We start from the raw sequence: 16,139 nt of genomic DNA on the forward strand, positions 1-16,139 counted from the left end.
GCCCTGGATCGCCAGCATCTTCAGGACTTCGGCCGACTCGGCTGCCATTTTCGGGCGATCGAGCATGCCGAACCAGCTGTACGGCGCGGCGGCAGGGATCTCCCGTCCGAGGAACACGTTCTCGGCCACCGTCAGGTCCGGCGCGAGGGCGAGATCCTGGTAGACCATCTCGACCCCGGCCGCCTGCGCTTCGCGGACCGACGCGAACGACACCGGCTGTCCGTCGATCAAAACCCGGCCTTCGCTGGGAGTATAGTGTCCGCTGATGACCTTCGAGAACGTCGATTTCCCGGCGCCATTGTCGCCAAGCAGCGCAACGATCTCGCCTGGCCTGACCGTCAGGTTCACGCCTCTCAGCGCCTCCACATGGCCAAAATGCTTGCAGATTCCTTCTGCCACTATCCCTTCCACGAAATCCTCCCTTGAGACGTTATGCATGAGTTGGTCCCCAAGCCTTATTGGGAGACAGCGATAGCCTCCCCGCGCGATCCAACATCGATCGCGGCCTTCGGCGGCAGGGCGTCTATAATTGCGCGTGCGAGCCTTATGTCGGACACACCGCCATACAAGGTGGATACCGGCACCTCTTCCGAGCGTATCGCCGCTGCAAAGTGCTTCCACTGTCTGCGGAACGATGTGTCCGGGGTGCCTGGTACCATGCGTTCGCTTGGCAACTCATCGATTGCCTCACGAACGCGAACCGTGGCTGTGTGATGACGGTGGTAGGGATTTGCGAACTCGATGCGCACCTCGGCATCGAGTGATCGAACCTCAACCACCTCGTCCCACCATTCATACCTGGTCCCGAACGCGATCTCGAGGATGGCTGGCACGCCACCTGCGTATTCCAGTACGGCGAGTACATGGGTCGGGCCAATTGCCTGGGCATACGCGACCCTTGCGGGCGGGCCGAAGATGGATCGCAGCACCGCCAGATCATGACTGCCCAGCATCAAAATCGTGGTGTAGAGGTCACTGTAGCCAGCCTTTTTTGCGCCGAGCGATGCGGCGATTCGCAGGTCGATTTGCCTCTTGCCTTCCGCCAGCACCGCTGCGGGCACGTCGGCCGGGAGAGTCTGGGTGTAGAGAGACTTGTAGCGGTCGAAACGCCCAGAGAAGTCGTGCACCCGGATTGAGGTGGGGGCCCCGAGGGTCCGTATGCGCTCCCGGCCATATTGAAAACCAGGATCAAACAGCTTCATGTAACCGACCATGCCGACGATGCCAGCCTCAGTCGCCCGTCGGGGCAGGCTAGCCGCTTCTTCAAGCGTGAAGGCGACCGGCTTTTCTACGATGAAGTGCTTCTTCGCTGCGATCGCATCAGCGACGATCGCGCCATGGTCGTTGTTGCAGATAACAATCGCGTCAATCGCCGGATCTGCCAGCAGCTCGCGATGATCCCGGTAGGTGGCGCCGACGCTATATTGCTCTCCAAGCCGAGCCAGCACGCCAGCGGAAAGGTCGCAAAGCCCCGCGAGGCTGAAATCGTCCAGTTCGGCAATGCAAGGCAGGTGCATCAGCTGGGCAATTTCGCCACAGCCGACAACCCCCACGCCAATACGGCCCGCGGGCTTCATTTGGCCCTCGCGTTCGCCGTTGGAGCATCTGCGCGCTTGGCTTGACCAGTAGCGCTGGAGTTCCTGATATGGGCGGAGTTCAACTCCAGGCCCAGCGTTTCGCGAATATACTGGATGCTCTGAAGAGCGCTTTCTTCGGCCGATTTCTCGGGCAGATCGAGCTCGATCAGCGCGATGCCGTTGTATTCGATATCCAGCAGCGCGTCGACAAGCGCCGGGAAATCCACGACCCCTGCTCCGAGAGCGCAAAATTCCCGATAGCGTTCGCTTCGCTTGAGGCCCGGCGTCACGGTCGTGTCCTTGAAATGCATGTACCGCACGGCCGAGGAGTAAACTTTCAGGGCATCGACAGGATCGCAGTGATTGAGGACGAAGTGGGCCGGGTCGATGCAAAGCCCGACGAGCGAGGTGTCGATCTGATCCATCACACGGTCAAGCTGATCGCGCCGCTCGACAAACGTTTCGATATGCGGATGGAACACCGTCTGGATGCCGAGATCGCGCGACCGGCTGCCAATCTCCTCGAGTGCACGACAGAAGTTCTTGTAGTCCTGGGCTTCGTGCGGGCCGTCTATGGCTTCGGATGGACCACCGCCGAGAACCAGGATCGGCGATCCGAATCCTTTCAGCAGACGCAATATTGCTACGAGCGTGTCGCGCTCGTAAGGCCAGACCAGGGGATTGGTGAAGGTAGCGTTGACATAGAGGGACGACAAACGGATGCCGAGTTCGGACTGCGCCTCTGAGAGGACTGCGTAACGCCGAAGCAGATCGGTATCCGTCGAAAATTTCATAGGTGCCTGCGGCACGAACTGGAGGTACTTGCGGCTGTGCTCCTCCGACAACGTCGTCCAGGCCAACATTTCAAACCATTCGAAACCCTGTGCGTTCAGGAACTCCAAAGGCTCGCGAAGAGGCAAACCTGCCAGGTCCCAGCTGTTCAAATGGTACCCGATGGAAAACTTCTGCCTGTCGGAACGTTTTGTCATGCCGTTTCTCGCTGCTTTGGCCAGACGTGTAGACCGTCGCTCCTACCCAGGAAGAACGGCAGGAATTGTGCACAATTTAGTACTCAATGATAGTATTCTATTATTGGTGACTTATCAAGTTCGTTGCGATTTGAGGCGCTAGCCCTCAAGGGCACAGCGACTCGACCAGGCCAGAACCAGGCGCCGACAGACCACCGTCCTGGACAGGGGTCCATGATGTCGGCGCCGGAAGCGTTTCACGCCATGTTGGTTCGATTGATAAATTTCGTGGTCATGAACTCTTCGAGTGCGTGCTTGCCACCTTCGCGCCCAAAACCGCTCGCCTTGACGCCTCCAAAAGGCCCTTCCGGCATCGCCACCGCGATCGTATTGACGCCCACGAGCCCGGCCTGGAGCTCACTTGTGACCCGTTCAGCGTTTTTGAGCGAGCGCGTGAAAAGGTAGGAGGACAAGCCTGCCTCCAAGGCATTTGCCTTCTCGACCGCCTCTTCCAGACTTTTTATGCGCAAGACAGGCGCCACTGGGATGAACGGCTCTTCGGTGAGGATCATGCTGTCGGGCGCCAGGTCCGTGAGTAGGGTCGGCTCGTAATAGAAGCCCCGATTGAACCCTGGCGGTCGCCGGCCGCCGCAAACCACGCGAGCACCCTTTTCCACGGCGTCGGCGACATAACGCTCTGCCCGGTCGCGCTGTCGCTCGGTTGCCAACGGGCCCATCTGAACCGTGGGGTCGAGCCCATTGCCGAGTTTCAGTGCGCGAGCGCCGGCCTCAAATTTGCTGAGGAATGCATCAAACACCTGGTCATGCACGAAGAAACGGCTGGGCGATGTGCATACCTGGCCGGCGTTTCTAAACTTGCCAGCGACGGCCATAGCTGCTGCATGATCGACATCGGCATCCGGTAGAACTATGAAAGGAGCGTGCCCGCCTAGTTCCAAAGTCATCTGCTTGATGGTCTCTGCACTCTGCTGAAAGATGATCTTGCCGACTGCCGTCGATCCCGTGAAACTAACCTTGCGGACGGCAGGCGCTCTCATCAGAGGAGAAAGGACTTCGTCCGGGCTCCCGAAGAGAAGATTGACAGTGCCATCGGGCAAGCCAGCGTCGTGACAACAGGCAACCAGAGCGGCAACGCTGGCCGGCGCTTCCCCTGCCGGGCGCACGATGACCGAACAGCCGGCCGCAAGTGCGGCCGACAATTTGCGTGCCGCAAGGATGATAGGGAAGTTCCAGGCCGTGAGCGCCAGCACCACCCCGATAGGCTGATGCTTAATCTGTAACTCCGCACCAGGCAGGCGCCCCTGCAGTCGTTCGTCCGTCAGGCGGCGCGCCTCATCGGCGCACCATTCGAAATATTCGGCGGCTTGTAACGTCTCGCCTCGCGCTTCCGCTGCGGGCTTGCCGATCTCCAGAACCACGAGATGGACGATACTGTCGCATCTCTCCCGTATGAGAGCACCGATCCGCCGCAAAACATCTCCACGCTGCCAGTGAGGCGTGTGGCGCCAGATTTCGAACCCACTTTGAGCTGCTTTCAGCGCGAGTTCCGCCTCGTGACTCGTCGCGGCGGCAACATGGCCGAGCAGTTCCTCGTCGGCCGGATTGTAGACGGCGATCTGGCGTGCACCGGCAGGACGCAAGGAGCGTCCGCCGATGAATAGATCTGGAGCACTATAGGTCATGCTGGTTCCTCGCTGCTCTACGCGACAGCTGCCTTCACGACTGCCGTTTTCTTCGCATCGGTCCACGGCGCGACTGCATAAGCTTCCACGGCTTTTTCGACGAAGCCGAAGCCGAGCCCCGGCGTTTGCGGCAGTAGAACGTCGCCGTTTTCAGTCTGGAGCTGAACGTCGACGAGTTCTCGAAAATTCAAGACCTGGCTGTCGGGGAAGAACTCAACCCATTTGGCATTCGGGATCGAGGCGACGAGATGCACGTGGAGATCGTGGAACCAGTGCGGAGCCAGTGTCAAACCGTGCGATGCGGCCGTCGCGGCAATCCGCCGAAACTCGCTGATACCACCGCAAACGCAGGCATCGGTCTGAAGGATTGCGACGGCGTCGCGGGCAATCAGTTCCTTGAAACGCCAGCGACCTGTTTCGATTTCACCGGTCGCCACCGGGATCGAGGTCGCGGCCGCGAGGCGGGCATGGTTGTCGATATCGTCGGGGCTAAATGGCTCCTCGATCCAATACGGCCGATATGGCTCGAAGGCGCGAATGAACTGCAGTGCGGTCGGAAAATCCGACCAGGCGTTGTTGGCATCGAGCATCAGGAGCACATCGGAGCCGATGCGCTCTCTGACCGCGCGCACGCGAGCCTCTTCCTCGGCCAGGTCTTTTCCGCCGCCGACCTTGATTTTGACGGCAGTGAAACCGCTTGCGACGTGTCCGGCGCATTCTTCCGCAAGATCCGCCGGCGTCTTGCCTGGCAGGTAGTAGCCGCCACTTGCATAAGCAGGCACGCGGTCGGTCGCTGAGGCGCCAATGAACCGATAGAGGGGCAGACCTGCAGCCCTCGCGTTACGATCCCACATCGCGTTGTTTATTGCGCTGATAGCGCGCAGCACGGTCCCGCTGCGACCATGCAGCAGGGCCTCCTGATACATTTCTTCCCAAAGCCCTTCAACGCGATAGGCATCTTCGCCCAAAATCCTGTGCGCTAGCAAATCGGAGACAGCCTGCGTGAACAGCCCACCGGCGCGGTGGCCAACATAGCAAAAGCCAATTCCGGTGATGCCGTCACTGCCGGTGACTTCGACAAGTCCGTAATGACGCTCGGTTATTTGGCGACGGGCAATTCCGGTCTGGACGTCGAGGGGGATGGAGACATGCCTCGCTCGAACACGAATTATACTGGTCATTGGGATCTCTCGCTGATGAACGCTACGAACAAGATACCCTCGCTTTACGATTGTCAATGATATTATTAATAGTTTTCTTTTGCCACCGCTTTGCCATGGTCGAGATGTCAAGCTCGTCAGATCGTCGCCGCGCCTGCGTGCAAGGTGCGCGATTGAGTGATCGCTGCCGGGCGTAACGCCATTCCCTTGGAAAATGGCTTTCCTTCACCAGCACGCTATCGATGACCTGGCTCTACCCTTGCCCACGACAGCGCCGGATAGGGCTGGACCTACAACGTCAATGTTAGATGGTCTGATGCCGCTCGTGACACACAAACAGTCAGGCAGGATTTGCGTTCGTCTGCTGTAAGGACGAAGTCCTTGTGCAAGACTTCGCCTTGCGAATATTTGACGATACAAGTGCCACACGAGCCGGATTCGCACTGCGAATCGACATCGACGTGGTTGTCTCGGAGAACCTGAAGGATTGTCTGGTCGGGACCGACGAGAAACACCTGCCCCGACGACTCCAGCTTAACCGAAAATGCGTTCTGGGCCGTCGCCGCGGCCCCAAAGGATTCGAAGTGCACCCGCTTGCGGTCAAACTTGCTCGTGGCCCCTTCGACCGCGCGCATCAGGCCCGTGGGCCCGCAACAATAGATGTGAGCATCGGGATCCAGATCCGATAAGACCGCATTCAGGTCAATGCGGTTCCTAAGGTCGCCGCTGCTGTGGTGGAAGGTGATGCGATTGGCGGGGAGACAGGACAGTCGCCTGTAAAATGGTGTGTCCTTGGCGCTGCGCGTGCAGAAGTGCAACTCGTAGCTAATGAACGACCTCTCGAAATAGTCGATCATCGACAGGAACGGCGTGATGCCGATCCCGCCTGCGATCAGGATGTGGTGCTCGGTCTCCGCATCGACGGGGAAAGTGTTGATTGGGTCGGTGATATGGAGAATGTCCCCGACCTTTACCTGCTCATGCAAACAGGCGGAGCCCCCGGCGCTGTCGGGGTTTCGCCCGACGGCGATGTGATACTCGTCGCCTAGCGAGTTGCTACACAACGAATAATGCCTCGTCAGGCCATTTGGGAGTTTGACCTTGAGATGAGCGCCGGGCTTGGACTTCGGCAGCCGGCCTCCCTGCGCCGAGACAAGATAAAAGGAGCGCACGGCAGGCGACTCAATCATGATCCCGCGTACGAGAACGGACCTCCACACGTCGTTGCCCGAACGTTCGACTGGCGAAAGAATTTCCGGCTCGGCCACCGGACGCACCGGCAGGGCATCGAGTTGATCAAACTCGGGCTTGAGATCGTCAAACCGGCGCTGAAAGAGTTCCCGCGTTACCCTTCCCAGCGGCTTAAGTTTCAGAAGCTCCTCAAGCGCCTGTCGATTGGCGGTCTCCTGGTGCAAAAAGTGCAGCACACGGGCGATCGGCCACTCCGGATGCGGTCGCTCCATGATCACGAGTTCGTCGCCGACTTGGAACTGACCGTGTTCGACAATGCGATAATGCCAGCCTGTGCGCTTGCTCTCGCATATCATGCGCGCAATTGAGGGGTGATTGAATCTGGCGTTGAGGAGAAAGCCCGGTTCAACGGGCTCACTGACCTGCAGCAGTGCCGAGCCGAGACGGATCGTGTCGCCGATACAGACCTCATTTTCGTCCAGCCCGGAGGTCGATAAATTCTCCGCGAAGCCGCCGGGCCCGAACAGGTGAACGAACTCCACCAACTCGGCCTTCCAGAAAGCATAGTGCTTTTCCGGATACTGCAGGACAATGCGGTCTGTATCTGCCGCTGCACCCGCAAGCGCGAGGGTATGACAAGCGGCCTGCGCTGTGTCGGATGCCTCCCCCCTGTCCGGGCCCCAAAGCTGATGCAGCACGGCGCGACCGAACCCATTCTTCGTTGGAACTGCGCGCCTGGCCTGGTTGAGCATGCTCTCGCTCCCGCTTCTTGTTCGCCCCATCAGACCGCCTCGGGCTCATCGATCTTCGCCTGCTCCAGATGGTCGGCAAGTCCCTCGATCTCGCAGATGTACGAACGTAGCGGCGCGCCGCCGCTAATTGGGTCCAGCCTGTCGTCCCCCACCAGGCGGTTGAAGTTGGCGCCATCGCTCGAGAACGGATCGAACCCTTTCAAACCGAGCGCCTTGTTGCCCTGCCACCAGCCATATTGCGCACATACGACGAGTGGGTGAATCGTGGGATCGAACTTCAACCGAAAACGAGCTCGGCCGTGCGGGGTGACGATCCCGACCCAATCATGTTCCTTGAGCGAACGCTGTTTCGCTGTCTCCGGATGGACGGTCACCTCGGGATCGGGTTGGCGCTTCCGCAATGAGGGAACATGGCGGTCCTGGCTGTGTCGGTAGTGAACGACCTTGGCAGAGATAAGGATCAGCGGGAACCGGCCGTCATATTGTCTCATCAATGTGAGGTACTGCTCGACATATCTGGGCAGAGGCTCGTGACCTTCATTGGCGAAGACCTCTGAATAGATCTCGACCTTGCCCGTTGCCGTGTTCATTCCATCCGTCAGATAGCCTTTGAACTTGGTCTCTCCAGCGACGCTGATGCCGTTGGGCTTGTTACGCAGATCGTCGAGTGTTAGCCCGAGCGGCTTTAGGATGTATTCGAGGCCTGCGTTGACGTCTCCATCCCAGAACAGATGTCCCAGTCCGAGGCGCTTCGCAATCTGGAACACAACGAAGGCGTCGGTGCGGCTCTCGCCGAGAGGCTCTATAACGGCTTGTCGAAACTGAACCAGACGTTCGGCCCTGTCGCTACCTTCGAAGCCAACGCGCAGAGCCTCGCGCTCCCAAGCCGTGCAGATGGGTAGGACGATATCGGCATACAAGGCAGTCGGCGTCATGGTCACGTCAGTCTGGACGTGGAACTCGAGCTTGCTGAGCGCTTCGACGCCGCGCTGCACATTTGGATGATTGACGAGAAAGTTTCGGCCAAATCCGACGAGCCCGCGTATCTTATAGGGATCGCCTTCCAGGATTGCGTCGTACATTGAGTGCGACCCGATCCAATTGTTCTTTGCGAGGCCGAGCTTCGACTGCTCCAGGCCAACGCATTTGGCCTGCTGTGCGAGCGACAACAGATCGGGCCGCTCGACCGAGAATGCCGGCGGCCTAGCATAGACAACGTTTCCTCCCGGGATATCGAAACTTCCTGTCAACGCCATAACCAGCGCGACGGCGCGATCGGTCTGCGTCGCATTGCTGTGCTGGCCGATCCCGGTCCAGGCATAGTAGCAGACAGGACCAGAGGTCCCGATGAGCTTTGCGGTCGCGTCGATCTGATCGGCCGGAATCCAACAGATATCCTCGACGACTTCGGGCGTGTATTCGTCGCATAACTCAGCGTAGAGTGAGAAGGCCGAACGGCAGAGGATGTGGCCGCCATTGGCAAGCTCGACCTCCGTCTCTGCCCAAAGATCAGGTTGCAAATCAGTCCTGGCGTAAGCCTTCGTCTTTGCCGAATAGGCGACAAGTTCGGCTGAGCCTGAGGCAATCGTCAGTAGGTCATCTCCGTCAGCGTCGATCTCAGCCATCACGTCTTCGACCCTTAGAAACCGCTCCGTATCCATTCGCACCAAAAGCGGGCCGTTCGACCAGTCGCGGATGAATGTCTCGTCAAACCACTTGTTGCGGATCATCGACCGGGCCAGGCCTAGTGCGAGAGCTCCATCCGACCCCGGCCGGACTCGTAGCCATCGGTCCGCCCTTGAAGCGAAGCCGACACGGCGCGGATCGATCACAATCAATTTGGCTCCGCGCGCCTTGGCGGCTGCGGTTGCGGTTGCGTGATCGAGCCAGGTTGCGCTTGGATTGTGGCCCCATAACACCACACAGTTCGTATTCACAAAGTCGGGAGCGGAGATGCCACGTCCGAAGGTGTAGGCATGCGCTTTGTCTTTGTGCCAATTGCAAAGTTCAGTACCGTTGGCAGAATTTGGAGTGCCAAAGACGTTGGCGAAGCGCTCGATCCAGCGGATGTCATCGGAGATCGAAGTGCCGCTCGGCGTGGCGAGACCGATGACGACCGCCTCCGGTCCGTATTTGTCGCGGATACGCGCCAGCTCATTGCCGATTCGATCGAGGGCCTCATCCCAACTGATGCGCTTCCAGCCTGGATCGGCGCTTCCTTTCGGGTTAGTGCGCATGATTGGATAGAGGAGGCGATCGTCATTGTAGACCATCTCGGGAGCCGCCTTGCCCTTCACACACAGCGACATACCGGTCGGATGTTCGGGATTTGGCTCTTGCGCTATGAACTTTCCGTCGCGCGTAACCATGATGGAGCCACATCGGGATTTACAAAGAGCGCAGAACCCCGGTGTCCGTTGCATCACCATTCGCAGCCTCCATTTTTACTCGCTACGCGCTGACCGGTTGTCACTGCTCGTTGATTTGGGCCGTCCTCGTTCGGACCCGGAAGATGGCCGCCCGCGCCTAGGACCAAAAGTCGGTCGCGTGACCTCGGTACGCCCGATCCGGTCGCGCACTCAACGTGGCCAGGCAAATGTTCGACCGGAACCTTGACCGTGTGACCACGACGCGGTGGCGATGCAAGCAAGCCGGAATGACGTCGGCGCCCTTGTCCGCCTCTTTGCGCCATCTAGAATAAGCTTTTCGCGATTGCTTCGCCTCCGCACGCGTTTCAACAGTGCCGTCTAGACGAAAAAGCCGGAACCGCGTGCATAGTAAGAGCCAAGCGACCGGATGGTCAATACGAACTGGCGTATTTTCGTATTGAATTGTGTATCATATCCTATTCAGCATCCGGAATCGCCGAGGGAAATTTCACACGATAAAACAAGAGCTTGTGCACAAGGTAAGCCCTCGCGGACGCGGCGCCGGACTAAGCCAAAAATCGGGGTCGAGCGATACGGGGACGGATCTGCAAACCAAGCCGGCTCGCCGACATGGTTTGCCGCCATTTTCCGCCGGCTGGAATCCCGATGTCAGATCACGCTGGTTGTTCGGGATGAATCTTGGTCGCGTACTGAAGGTAGGCGAGCTTTGCCGGCTGAATGTGAGCAACCATCAGGCCACGCAGTGAGGTCCTGTCCCCAGTCTCGAGCGCTGCAATCATCTGTCCATGCTGGGCGATTGCGTTGGCCAGCAAATCGGGTGACAGGATCGTATGGGACCGCATTGCATGAGCGCGATAGCCAAACTGCTGGAGCGCCTCATAGAGATGCGGATTGCCACATGCCGCCTCAAGGACAGCATGAAACTTGAGGTTTTCCCGAAACACGGTCCGCAGGTCGCCAGCAGCGGCCGCGCCCTTGTGGCGAGCGTGAATGGCTTTCAGCTCGGCGACAACATCTGTGGGTGCGGGGATGGGAATCAGTTCCGCCGCGCGACCGAGCAAGAGTTCGCGCACGTCGTAGATCTGCTCCACCTCGCGCGGGGAGAAATCCCGGACAGCTGCTCCTTTGTTGCGCTCGCGGCTCACGACCCCCGTACTCTCGAGAAGACCGAGAACGTGTCGAGCGACGTGTCGCTTCACATCGAACTTGCGCATGAGATCGTCCTCTATGAGACGCTCCCGCGGGCGTAACAAACCAAGGGCTATTTCTTCTTCAATTCTCCGCGCCAGAACTCGAGCCTGGTCACCCACGTTCGATTGTTCCATTCGAAATGCACTCCACAGATTCTAGCAAGTTGATAGCGCGATCCGTCGAAAAAGTTGAGTGCCGTCCTTTCAAAGTCCATCTCTCGAATTTATCATCGACACGGCGGGCGCAAACTCCAAGTATCGTCTCTCTTCGATCTTGTGGTCACGATCTCGGCTATCGACGCATCTGATGATGGTTCTCGTCTGCCCACCCGCGCATTGATCCATAGATAGGAACTGTTGCCTCTCTCTTTGAGGTGAAAGGACCCGCGCCCCTGATGTCAACGGCGACGTTGGGCAGCTTACGGGAAACGCTGCTGGACGGCCGCAATATAATGGGAGCCTGCGGCGCTACCAATGTCGAAGTGACCGTCAACTCGCCGCAAGAGCGCGCTTTCGACAATGCTCCTTATAAGGATAATCCTCGCCTAGATGGCAGACCAGCGAATGCCCGCGCCAAATGGTGCGGCGGCCAAGTGTTCTGATGCACCCTGGCCGCCGGTCGCATAGCTATGCCGGCAATGGCATCCTTGCATGGGCAAAAATCTCGGTGCCGCCGCCTTTAAAATATGGCGTTACTTGCTTTTGAGATCAGGGCTTGTTCACAAGCTTGTTCACGTCTTCTGTTTGGTAAGTCGTTCCAGCGAATCCACAATCAGGTCGCAGAATTTCGGATGGTCGAGCTTCATCGCGACGGTGTGGCGGAAGTCGGTCTGCTCGCTCGCCGTACCACCAAAATGATGCATCCCACCCATCTTCTCGAAATTGCAGACCGTCATGCCTCTCGTCCACCGGCCGGCAGTTTCGACACGTATGTCGGCTTTTTCGGTGGTGATGATGGTGGGATCGATCAGGGCAGCGACGCAGCATGCGTCATGGATGGCAGGATAGTCGATCTGCAGCAGTCCGCCATGCGTGGTCGCTATGAACTCCCAGATATCGAGGACGAACTTGCTGATTGAGCCGCCAATGGCGCGCACCCTGTTCTGAAGATCCGGAGTGGCCAGGGCCTGAGTCTGGGTGAGGTCGAGCCCGATCATGGTGACGTCCCAGTTTGCGCGGAACATGACATCGGCAGCCTCAGCGTCGGCATAGATATTGAACTCGGCTGCGGGCGTGATGTTGCCGCGGGTATAGGCGCCCCCCATTGCGACGACCCGCTTTACGCGCTCGATGATACGCGGCTCTTTGCGGATGGCGAGCCCGATGTTGGTGTAGGGACCGACCGGCACCAGCGTCACGGTTTTCGGCTCATGGGCCATGACCGTTTCAATGATGAAATCGACTGCGTGCCGCTTGTCGAGGTCGAACGAGGCGGGCGGCAAGACGGGGCCGTCGAGGCCGGTTTCGCCGTGAATCTCGATGGCCAGAACCTGGTCGGCGATCATCGGACCAGGTGATCCCTTCGCCACCGGCACCTTGACGCCGTAGGCGGTGCACACGGCAAGCGCATTGCGTGTGGTGTTCTCGACATTATGGTTGCCCGACACGGTGGTGATGCCGAGGAGATCGATATTCGGGTTGCCTGCTGCCAGCAGGATGGCGATCGCATCGTCGTGGCCAGGATCGCAGTCCAGGATGATCTTTTCCATGAATTTTACCTTTGTGTACTAGTCAATACTAATTAACTCATCAGACAAGCCGAAACATCAAATCTAATGAGTGGCTTAAAAGATCTGTCTTGCTTGGCACATCATTTTGTAGCGTCCAACGCTTCGTCTTCTGTGTGAGCACTTCGCTGCTGAATTGTTCAATGATTGGTCCGGTCAACCGGGGCAGCGTACGGCGACAAGTCGCGCGCAAGGAACGTTCCGTCCCCGGGCGACCCCAGGATTTCGCCGTTCTCCATAACCTTCTTCCCCCGTAAGAAGGTCATCACAGGCCACCCAGTTACCTCCATGCCTTCGTAGGGCGTGTAGTCAGCGCCGTGGTGCAATAGCTCCTGGCGAATGGTCTCCTTCCGGTTCGGATCCCAAAGAACGATGTCGGCGTCAAAGCCTGGCGCAATCGACCCCTTTTTAGGATACAGGCCGTACATCTTGGCATGATTGGTGGAAGTTAATGCGACGAACTCGTTTAACGTAATCCGCCCCTCGACAACGCCTTTCGAAAACAGAATCTGCAATCTGGTTTCGACGCCGGGAATGCCATTCGGCACCCACTTGAACGACGTTCGCGCCTTAGGATTGAGCTTGCCCATTTCCCCTTCATAAAAGAAAGGGCAATGGTCAGACGAAAATGTCTGGAAAACGCCGGATCTAATGCCTTCCCAAATCGCATCCCAGCTTGTCTTGTCGCGAGGCGGTGGCGAGCAGACGTATTTGCCTCCGCTCTCATCCATATTGAGCCCCTTAAGATCGTCTGCTGTGAGGGCGACATACTGGGGACAGGTCTCGCCATAAACCTTCAGACCCTTTTGCTGCGCCCAACGCAATTGCTCCATCGCCTCACGGCCGGAGACATGGACGATCATGATCGGAACATCGGTAAGTTCCGCATGACTGATTGCCCTGTGGGTCGCTTCTCGCTCGACCGACTCTGGTCGCGAGACGGCATGGTAGTAAGGCGCTTTTTTGCTGGCTAGCTCGAGCTTCTCCGTCATGAAACGTATGGCATCATAGCCTTCGCAATGGATCATCACGAGGGCACCACAGCTGCGCGCGCAATCAAGAACATCCAGGATCTGGCGATCACTGAGCACCAGATCCTCGTAGGTCATGAAAACCTTGAACGATGTATATCCGTCACCGACCAGGGATGGCAGCTCTTGCCCCAGCACGGTGGAGGTTGGGTCGGAAATGATGAGATGAAAGCCATAGTCACAGTAACTCTTGCCGTCAGATTCCTTGTGATAGTCGACGACACTCGCTCGCAACGACGCGCCTCTTGGCTGAAGCGCAAACGGGATTACGGTCGTGTTTCCGCCTGCGATTGCGGATCTCGTGCCCGTCTCGAATCCGTCGGCCATTGCCGGTCCGCCAAAAGCGGGCTGGGCAAGATGGACATGGCTGTCGATGCCCCCCGGCATAACCAGAAGGCCGTCAGCGGACACTTCATTTGTGCCGGGGCTTAGGTTCTCGCCAACGGCAACAATTCGACCGCCAGTGATGCCCACATCCGCCCGAACCGTGTCGGCTGCGGTGACGACGGTGCCGCCGCGAATAACCAAATCGTAGCTCTGCATGGTATCTCCTGATTGAATATTGAAAACTAGAGCATGACGTCGCCGCCATTCGGCGACAGAGTTTGACCGCAGTAAAAAGCGCCGGCCTCCGAAGCGAGAAGCAGAGCGGTGGGGGCTATCTCTTCGACCCGACCGAAGCGCCCGATAGGAAGTTGCGCTTGCTTCATGGCCCGCCAGTCGTCGCTCAGACCCATCAAGAGATCCGTCTCAACCGGGCCGGGAGCAATCGCGTTCACCATGACGTTGTGCGGCGCGCCCTCGTAGGAGAGTGCTCGCGTGAACCCAACGATGCCAGCTTTCGCCGCGCAGTAGTGAGCCAGTCCGGGCGCTCCCTTGTAGGCCAGCTGAGAGGCGATGTTGATGACGCGCCCCCAACGCTGGTCGACCATGTCCGAGAAGAAAGCATGCGTGACCAGGAACGTACCGCGCAAATGCACATTCAGCATGCGATCCCAATCACTGACTGAGATTTCGGAAAATGGCTTGTCTCCGCCGATGCCGGCGCAGTTGACGACGATATCCATCCCGCCCAACAAACTCCGGACTTCGGCTACGGCCGTGGAGACCGCGCTTTCATCGGCGACATCGCAGTTGAAACTATGCAATTTATAGCCGGCGACAGACATCTTCTTTTCCAGCTTCGCGGCATTTGCATCATCATTGAAATGAAAGACCGCCAGTCGCGCCCCGTGCCGCGCGAAAAGCTCGCAGATGGCAGCGCCAATTCCTCGGCTGCCACCGGTAACAAGCGCTCGACGACCCCTAACGGAAAAGATCTCATCCATTGTCAGCGCCCCCGCCTGCGGATTTTTTGCCGAGCCAATCGGCGTAGCTGCGAATCCCATCAGCCAGGGAAATTCGAGGTGAAAACCCAAGGTCGCGCTGCACGGCCGCGATATCGAACCGTGTCTGGCGATCGTCGACCGGGTCTTCCCCGTCGGCGATCGAAATGTCGGCACTCGGTAAGACCGTTCGCACCGTCTCGGCTATCTTGGAAAATGTCAGATAGCTGCCGCCCGTCACGTTGTAGGTGTTGCGTGGCAAGTTTGGCTGCTCGTAAGCCGTGATCAGCGCCCTTGCCGCATCCTCGACGTGAATGAACTGGCGATGGAATTCCCGGCCGAAAGCGAGGCGCGTGGGTTTTCCGGCAAGCGCGTCGGTTATCATGTCCCGGATTACGCAGTCAGTCGTCCGACGAGGGCCGTAAACCCAGGACAATCTCAGGCTGACGCCATCAAGCCCATATTGCGATCGATAGGCGGCAACGAGGTGCTCGCCGCTGACCTTGCTCGCGCCATACAACGTCGTCGGGCGCAACGGCACATCTTCGGGCACCAGCTCGAGTTCGGTGACGCCATAGGCGCTTGTCGAAGAGCAGAAAACAAAACGGGAGGCTGCATGAAGGCGCGCGAGTTCGAGCACGTTTGCCGTGCCGACGATGTTGACCGCAACCATCGCCGGAGGATTGTCGCGGGCGACCATAGGCCCTGAAAACGCGCCGCAATGGATCACGCCGGCCAGGCGCTGTCCTTGCACCACCGCATGTAGCCTGTGCACCTCGGTGACGTCGCATTGAACAATCGGACGCCCTTCTTCGGTGGCGGCGACCCGATCAACAGGGATGACATCCCTGCCTGCCTGTTCCAGCATTACCCTGACTGCATTGCCAACCAGTCCGGCGGCACCGGTCACCAGCACGGCGCCAGCGCTCATCGTGCAGCCCTCACCTTCAGCTGATGCACCTGCGCACGGGTCCGCTGGGCCTCGCTCTGTTCAATGGGCAGTTCGGCCGCCAGCAACTTTTGGGTGTATTCGTGTTGCGGGTTGGCGAAGATGCGTTCGGTTTCGCCGGTTTCGACAATCTTGCCCAGCCGCATCACAGCGACGTAGTGCGCGAGGGATCGAAC

At 58.6% G+C, this 16,139-nt stretch carries 12 protein-coding genes and 1 pseudogene; all 13 read right to left on the bottom strand.

All coding sequences use genetic code 11. The features are described from left to right. On the bottom strand, window positions 1-348 hold a 348-nt coding region (locus tag EN943_RS25225; protein ID WP_206522805.1), incomplete at its 3' end, for an ATP-binding cassette domain-containing protein. Window positions 349-455: 107 nt separating this feature from the next. Beyond that, a complete protein-coding gene (locus EN943_RS25230; protein ID WP_127415077.1) occupies window positions 456-1,577 on the bottom strand; it encodes a Gfo/Idh/MocA family oxidoreductase in 1,122 nt (373 codons plus the stop codon). Beyond that, window positions 1,574-2,566 (bottom strand): sugar phosphate isomerase/epimerase, encoded by a 993-nt coding sequence (locus tag EN943_RS25235; protein ID WP_127415078.1) that lies wholly within the window; start codon window positions 2,564-2,566, stop codon window positions 1,574-1,576. The genes EN943_RS25230 and EN943_RS25235 overlap by 4 nt, the downstream gene beginning before the upstream one ends. Before the next feature lie 236 nt (window positions 2,567-2,802). Continuing rightward, window positions 2,803-4,248: an NAD-dependent succinate-semialdehyde dehydrogenase gene (locus tag EN943_RS25240; protein ID WP_127415079.1), complete on the bottom strand. Its 1,446-nt coding sequence runs from the start codon at window positions 4,246-4,248 to the stop codon at window positions 2,803-2,805. Window positions 4,249-4,265: 17 nt separating this feature from the next. Continuing rightward, the gene (locus EN943_RS25245; RefSeq protein WP_127415080.1) at window positions 4,266-5,429 is read right to left on the bottom strand and encodes a mandelate racemase/muconate lactonizing enzyme family protein; all 1,164 of its coding nucleotides are present in this window, start codon (window positions 5,427-5,429) and stop codon (window positions 4,266-4,268) included. Between the two features lie 269 nt (window positions 5,430-5,698). Further along, window positions 5,699-7,351: an MOSC domain-containing protein gene (locus tag EN943_RS25250; protein ID WP_164778358.1), complete on the bottom strand. Its 1,653-nt coding sequence runs from the start codon at window positions 7,349-7,351 to the stop codon at window positions 5,699-5,701. A 29-nt stretch (window positions 7,352-7,380) separates the two neighbouring features. Then, entirely contained in the window at window positions 7,381-9,780 is a 2,400-nt protein-coding gene (locus tag EN943_RS25255) for a molybdopterin-dependent oxidoreductase (RefSeq protein WP_127415082.1), read from the bottom strand. A 614-nt stretch (window positions 9,781-10,394) separates the two neighbouring features. After that, a complete protein-coding gene (locus EN943_RS25260; RefSeq protein WP_127415083.1) occupies window positions 10,395-11,066 on the bottom strand; it encodes a GntR family transcriptional regulator in 672 nt (223 codons plus the stop codon). 596 nt (window positions 11,067-11,662) lie between these two features. Beyond that, window positions 11,663-12,640 (bottom strand): nucleoside hydrolase, encoded by a 978-nt coding sequence (locus tag EN943_RS25265; protein WP_127415084.1) that lies wholly within the window; start codon window positions 12,638-12,640, stop codon window positions 11,663-11,665. Window positions 12,641-12,798: 158 nt separating this feature from the next. Continuing rightward, entirely contained in the window at window positions 12,799-14,232 is a 1,434-nt protein-coding gene (gene hydA, locus EN943_RS25270) for a dihydropyrimidinase (protein ID WP_127415085.1), read from the bottom strand. A 26-nt stretch (window positions 14,233-14,258) separates the two neighbouring features. After that, on the bottom strand, window positions 14,259-15,017 hold the full coding sequence (locus tag EN943_RS25275) for a 3-oxoacyl-ACP reductase family protein (RefSeq protein WP_127415086.1): 759 nt from the start codon (window positions 15,015-15,017) through the stop codon (window positions 14,259-14,261). Further along, window positions 15,010-15,930, bottom strand: a complete 921-nt coding sequence (locus tag EN943_RS25280; RefSeq protein WP_245475965.1) for an NAD(P)-dependent oxidoreductase — start codon at window positions 15,928-15,930, stop codon at window positions 15,010-15,012. Before EN943_RS25280 ends, EN943_RS25275 begins: the two co-directional genes overlap by 8 nt. Window positions 15,931-15,941: 11 nt before the next feature. Further along, a pseudogene (locus EN943_RS25285) lies at window positions 15,942-16,139 on the bottom strand (ABC transporter ATP-binding protein); the annotation flags it as partial.

The sequence above is a fragment of the Mesorhizobium sp. M7A.F.Ca.US.006.01.1.1 genome, from assembly GCF_003997935.1.
GTDB lineage: Bacteria > Pseudomonadota > Alphaproteobacteria > Rhizobiales > Rhizobiaceae > Mesorhizobium.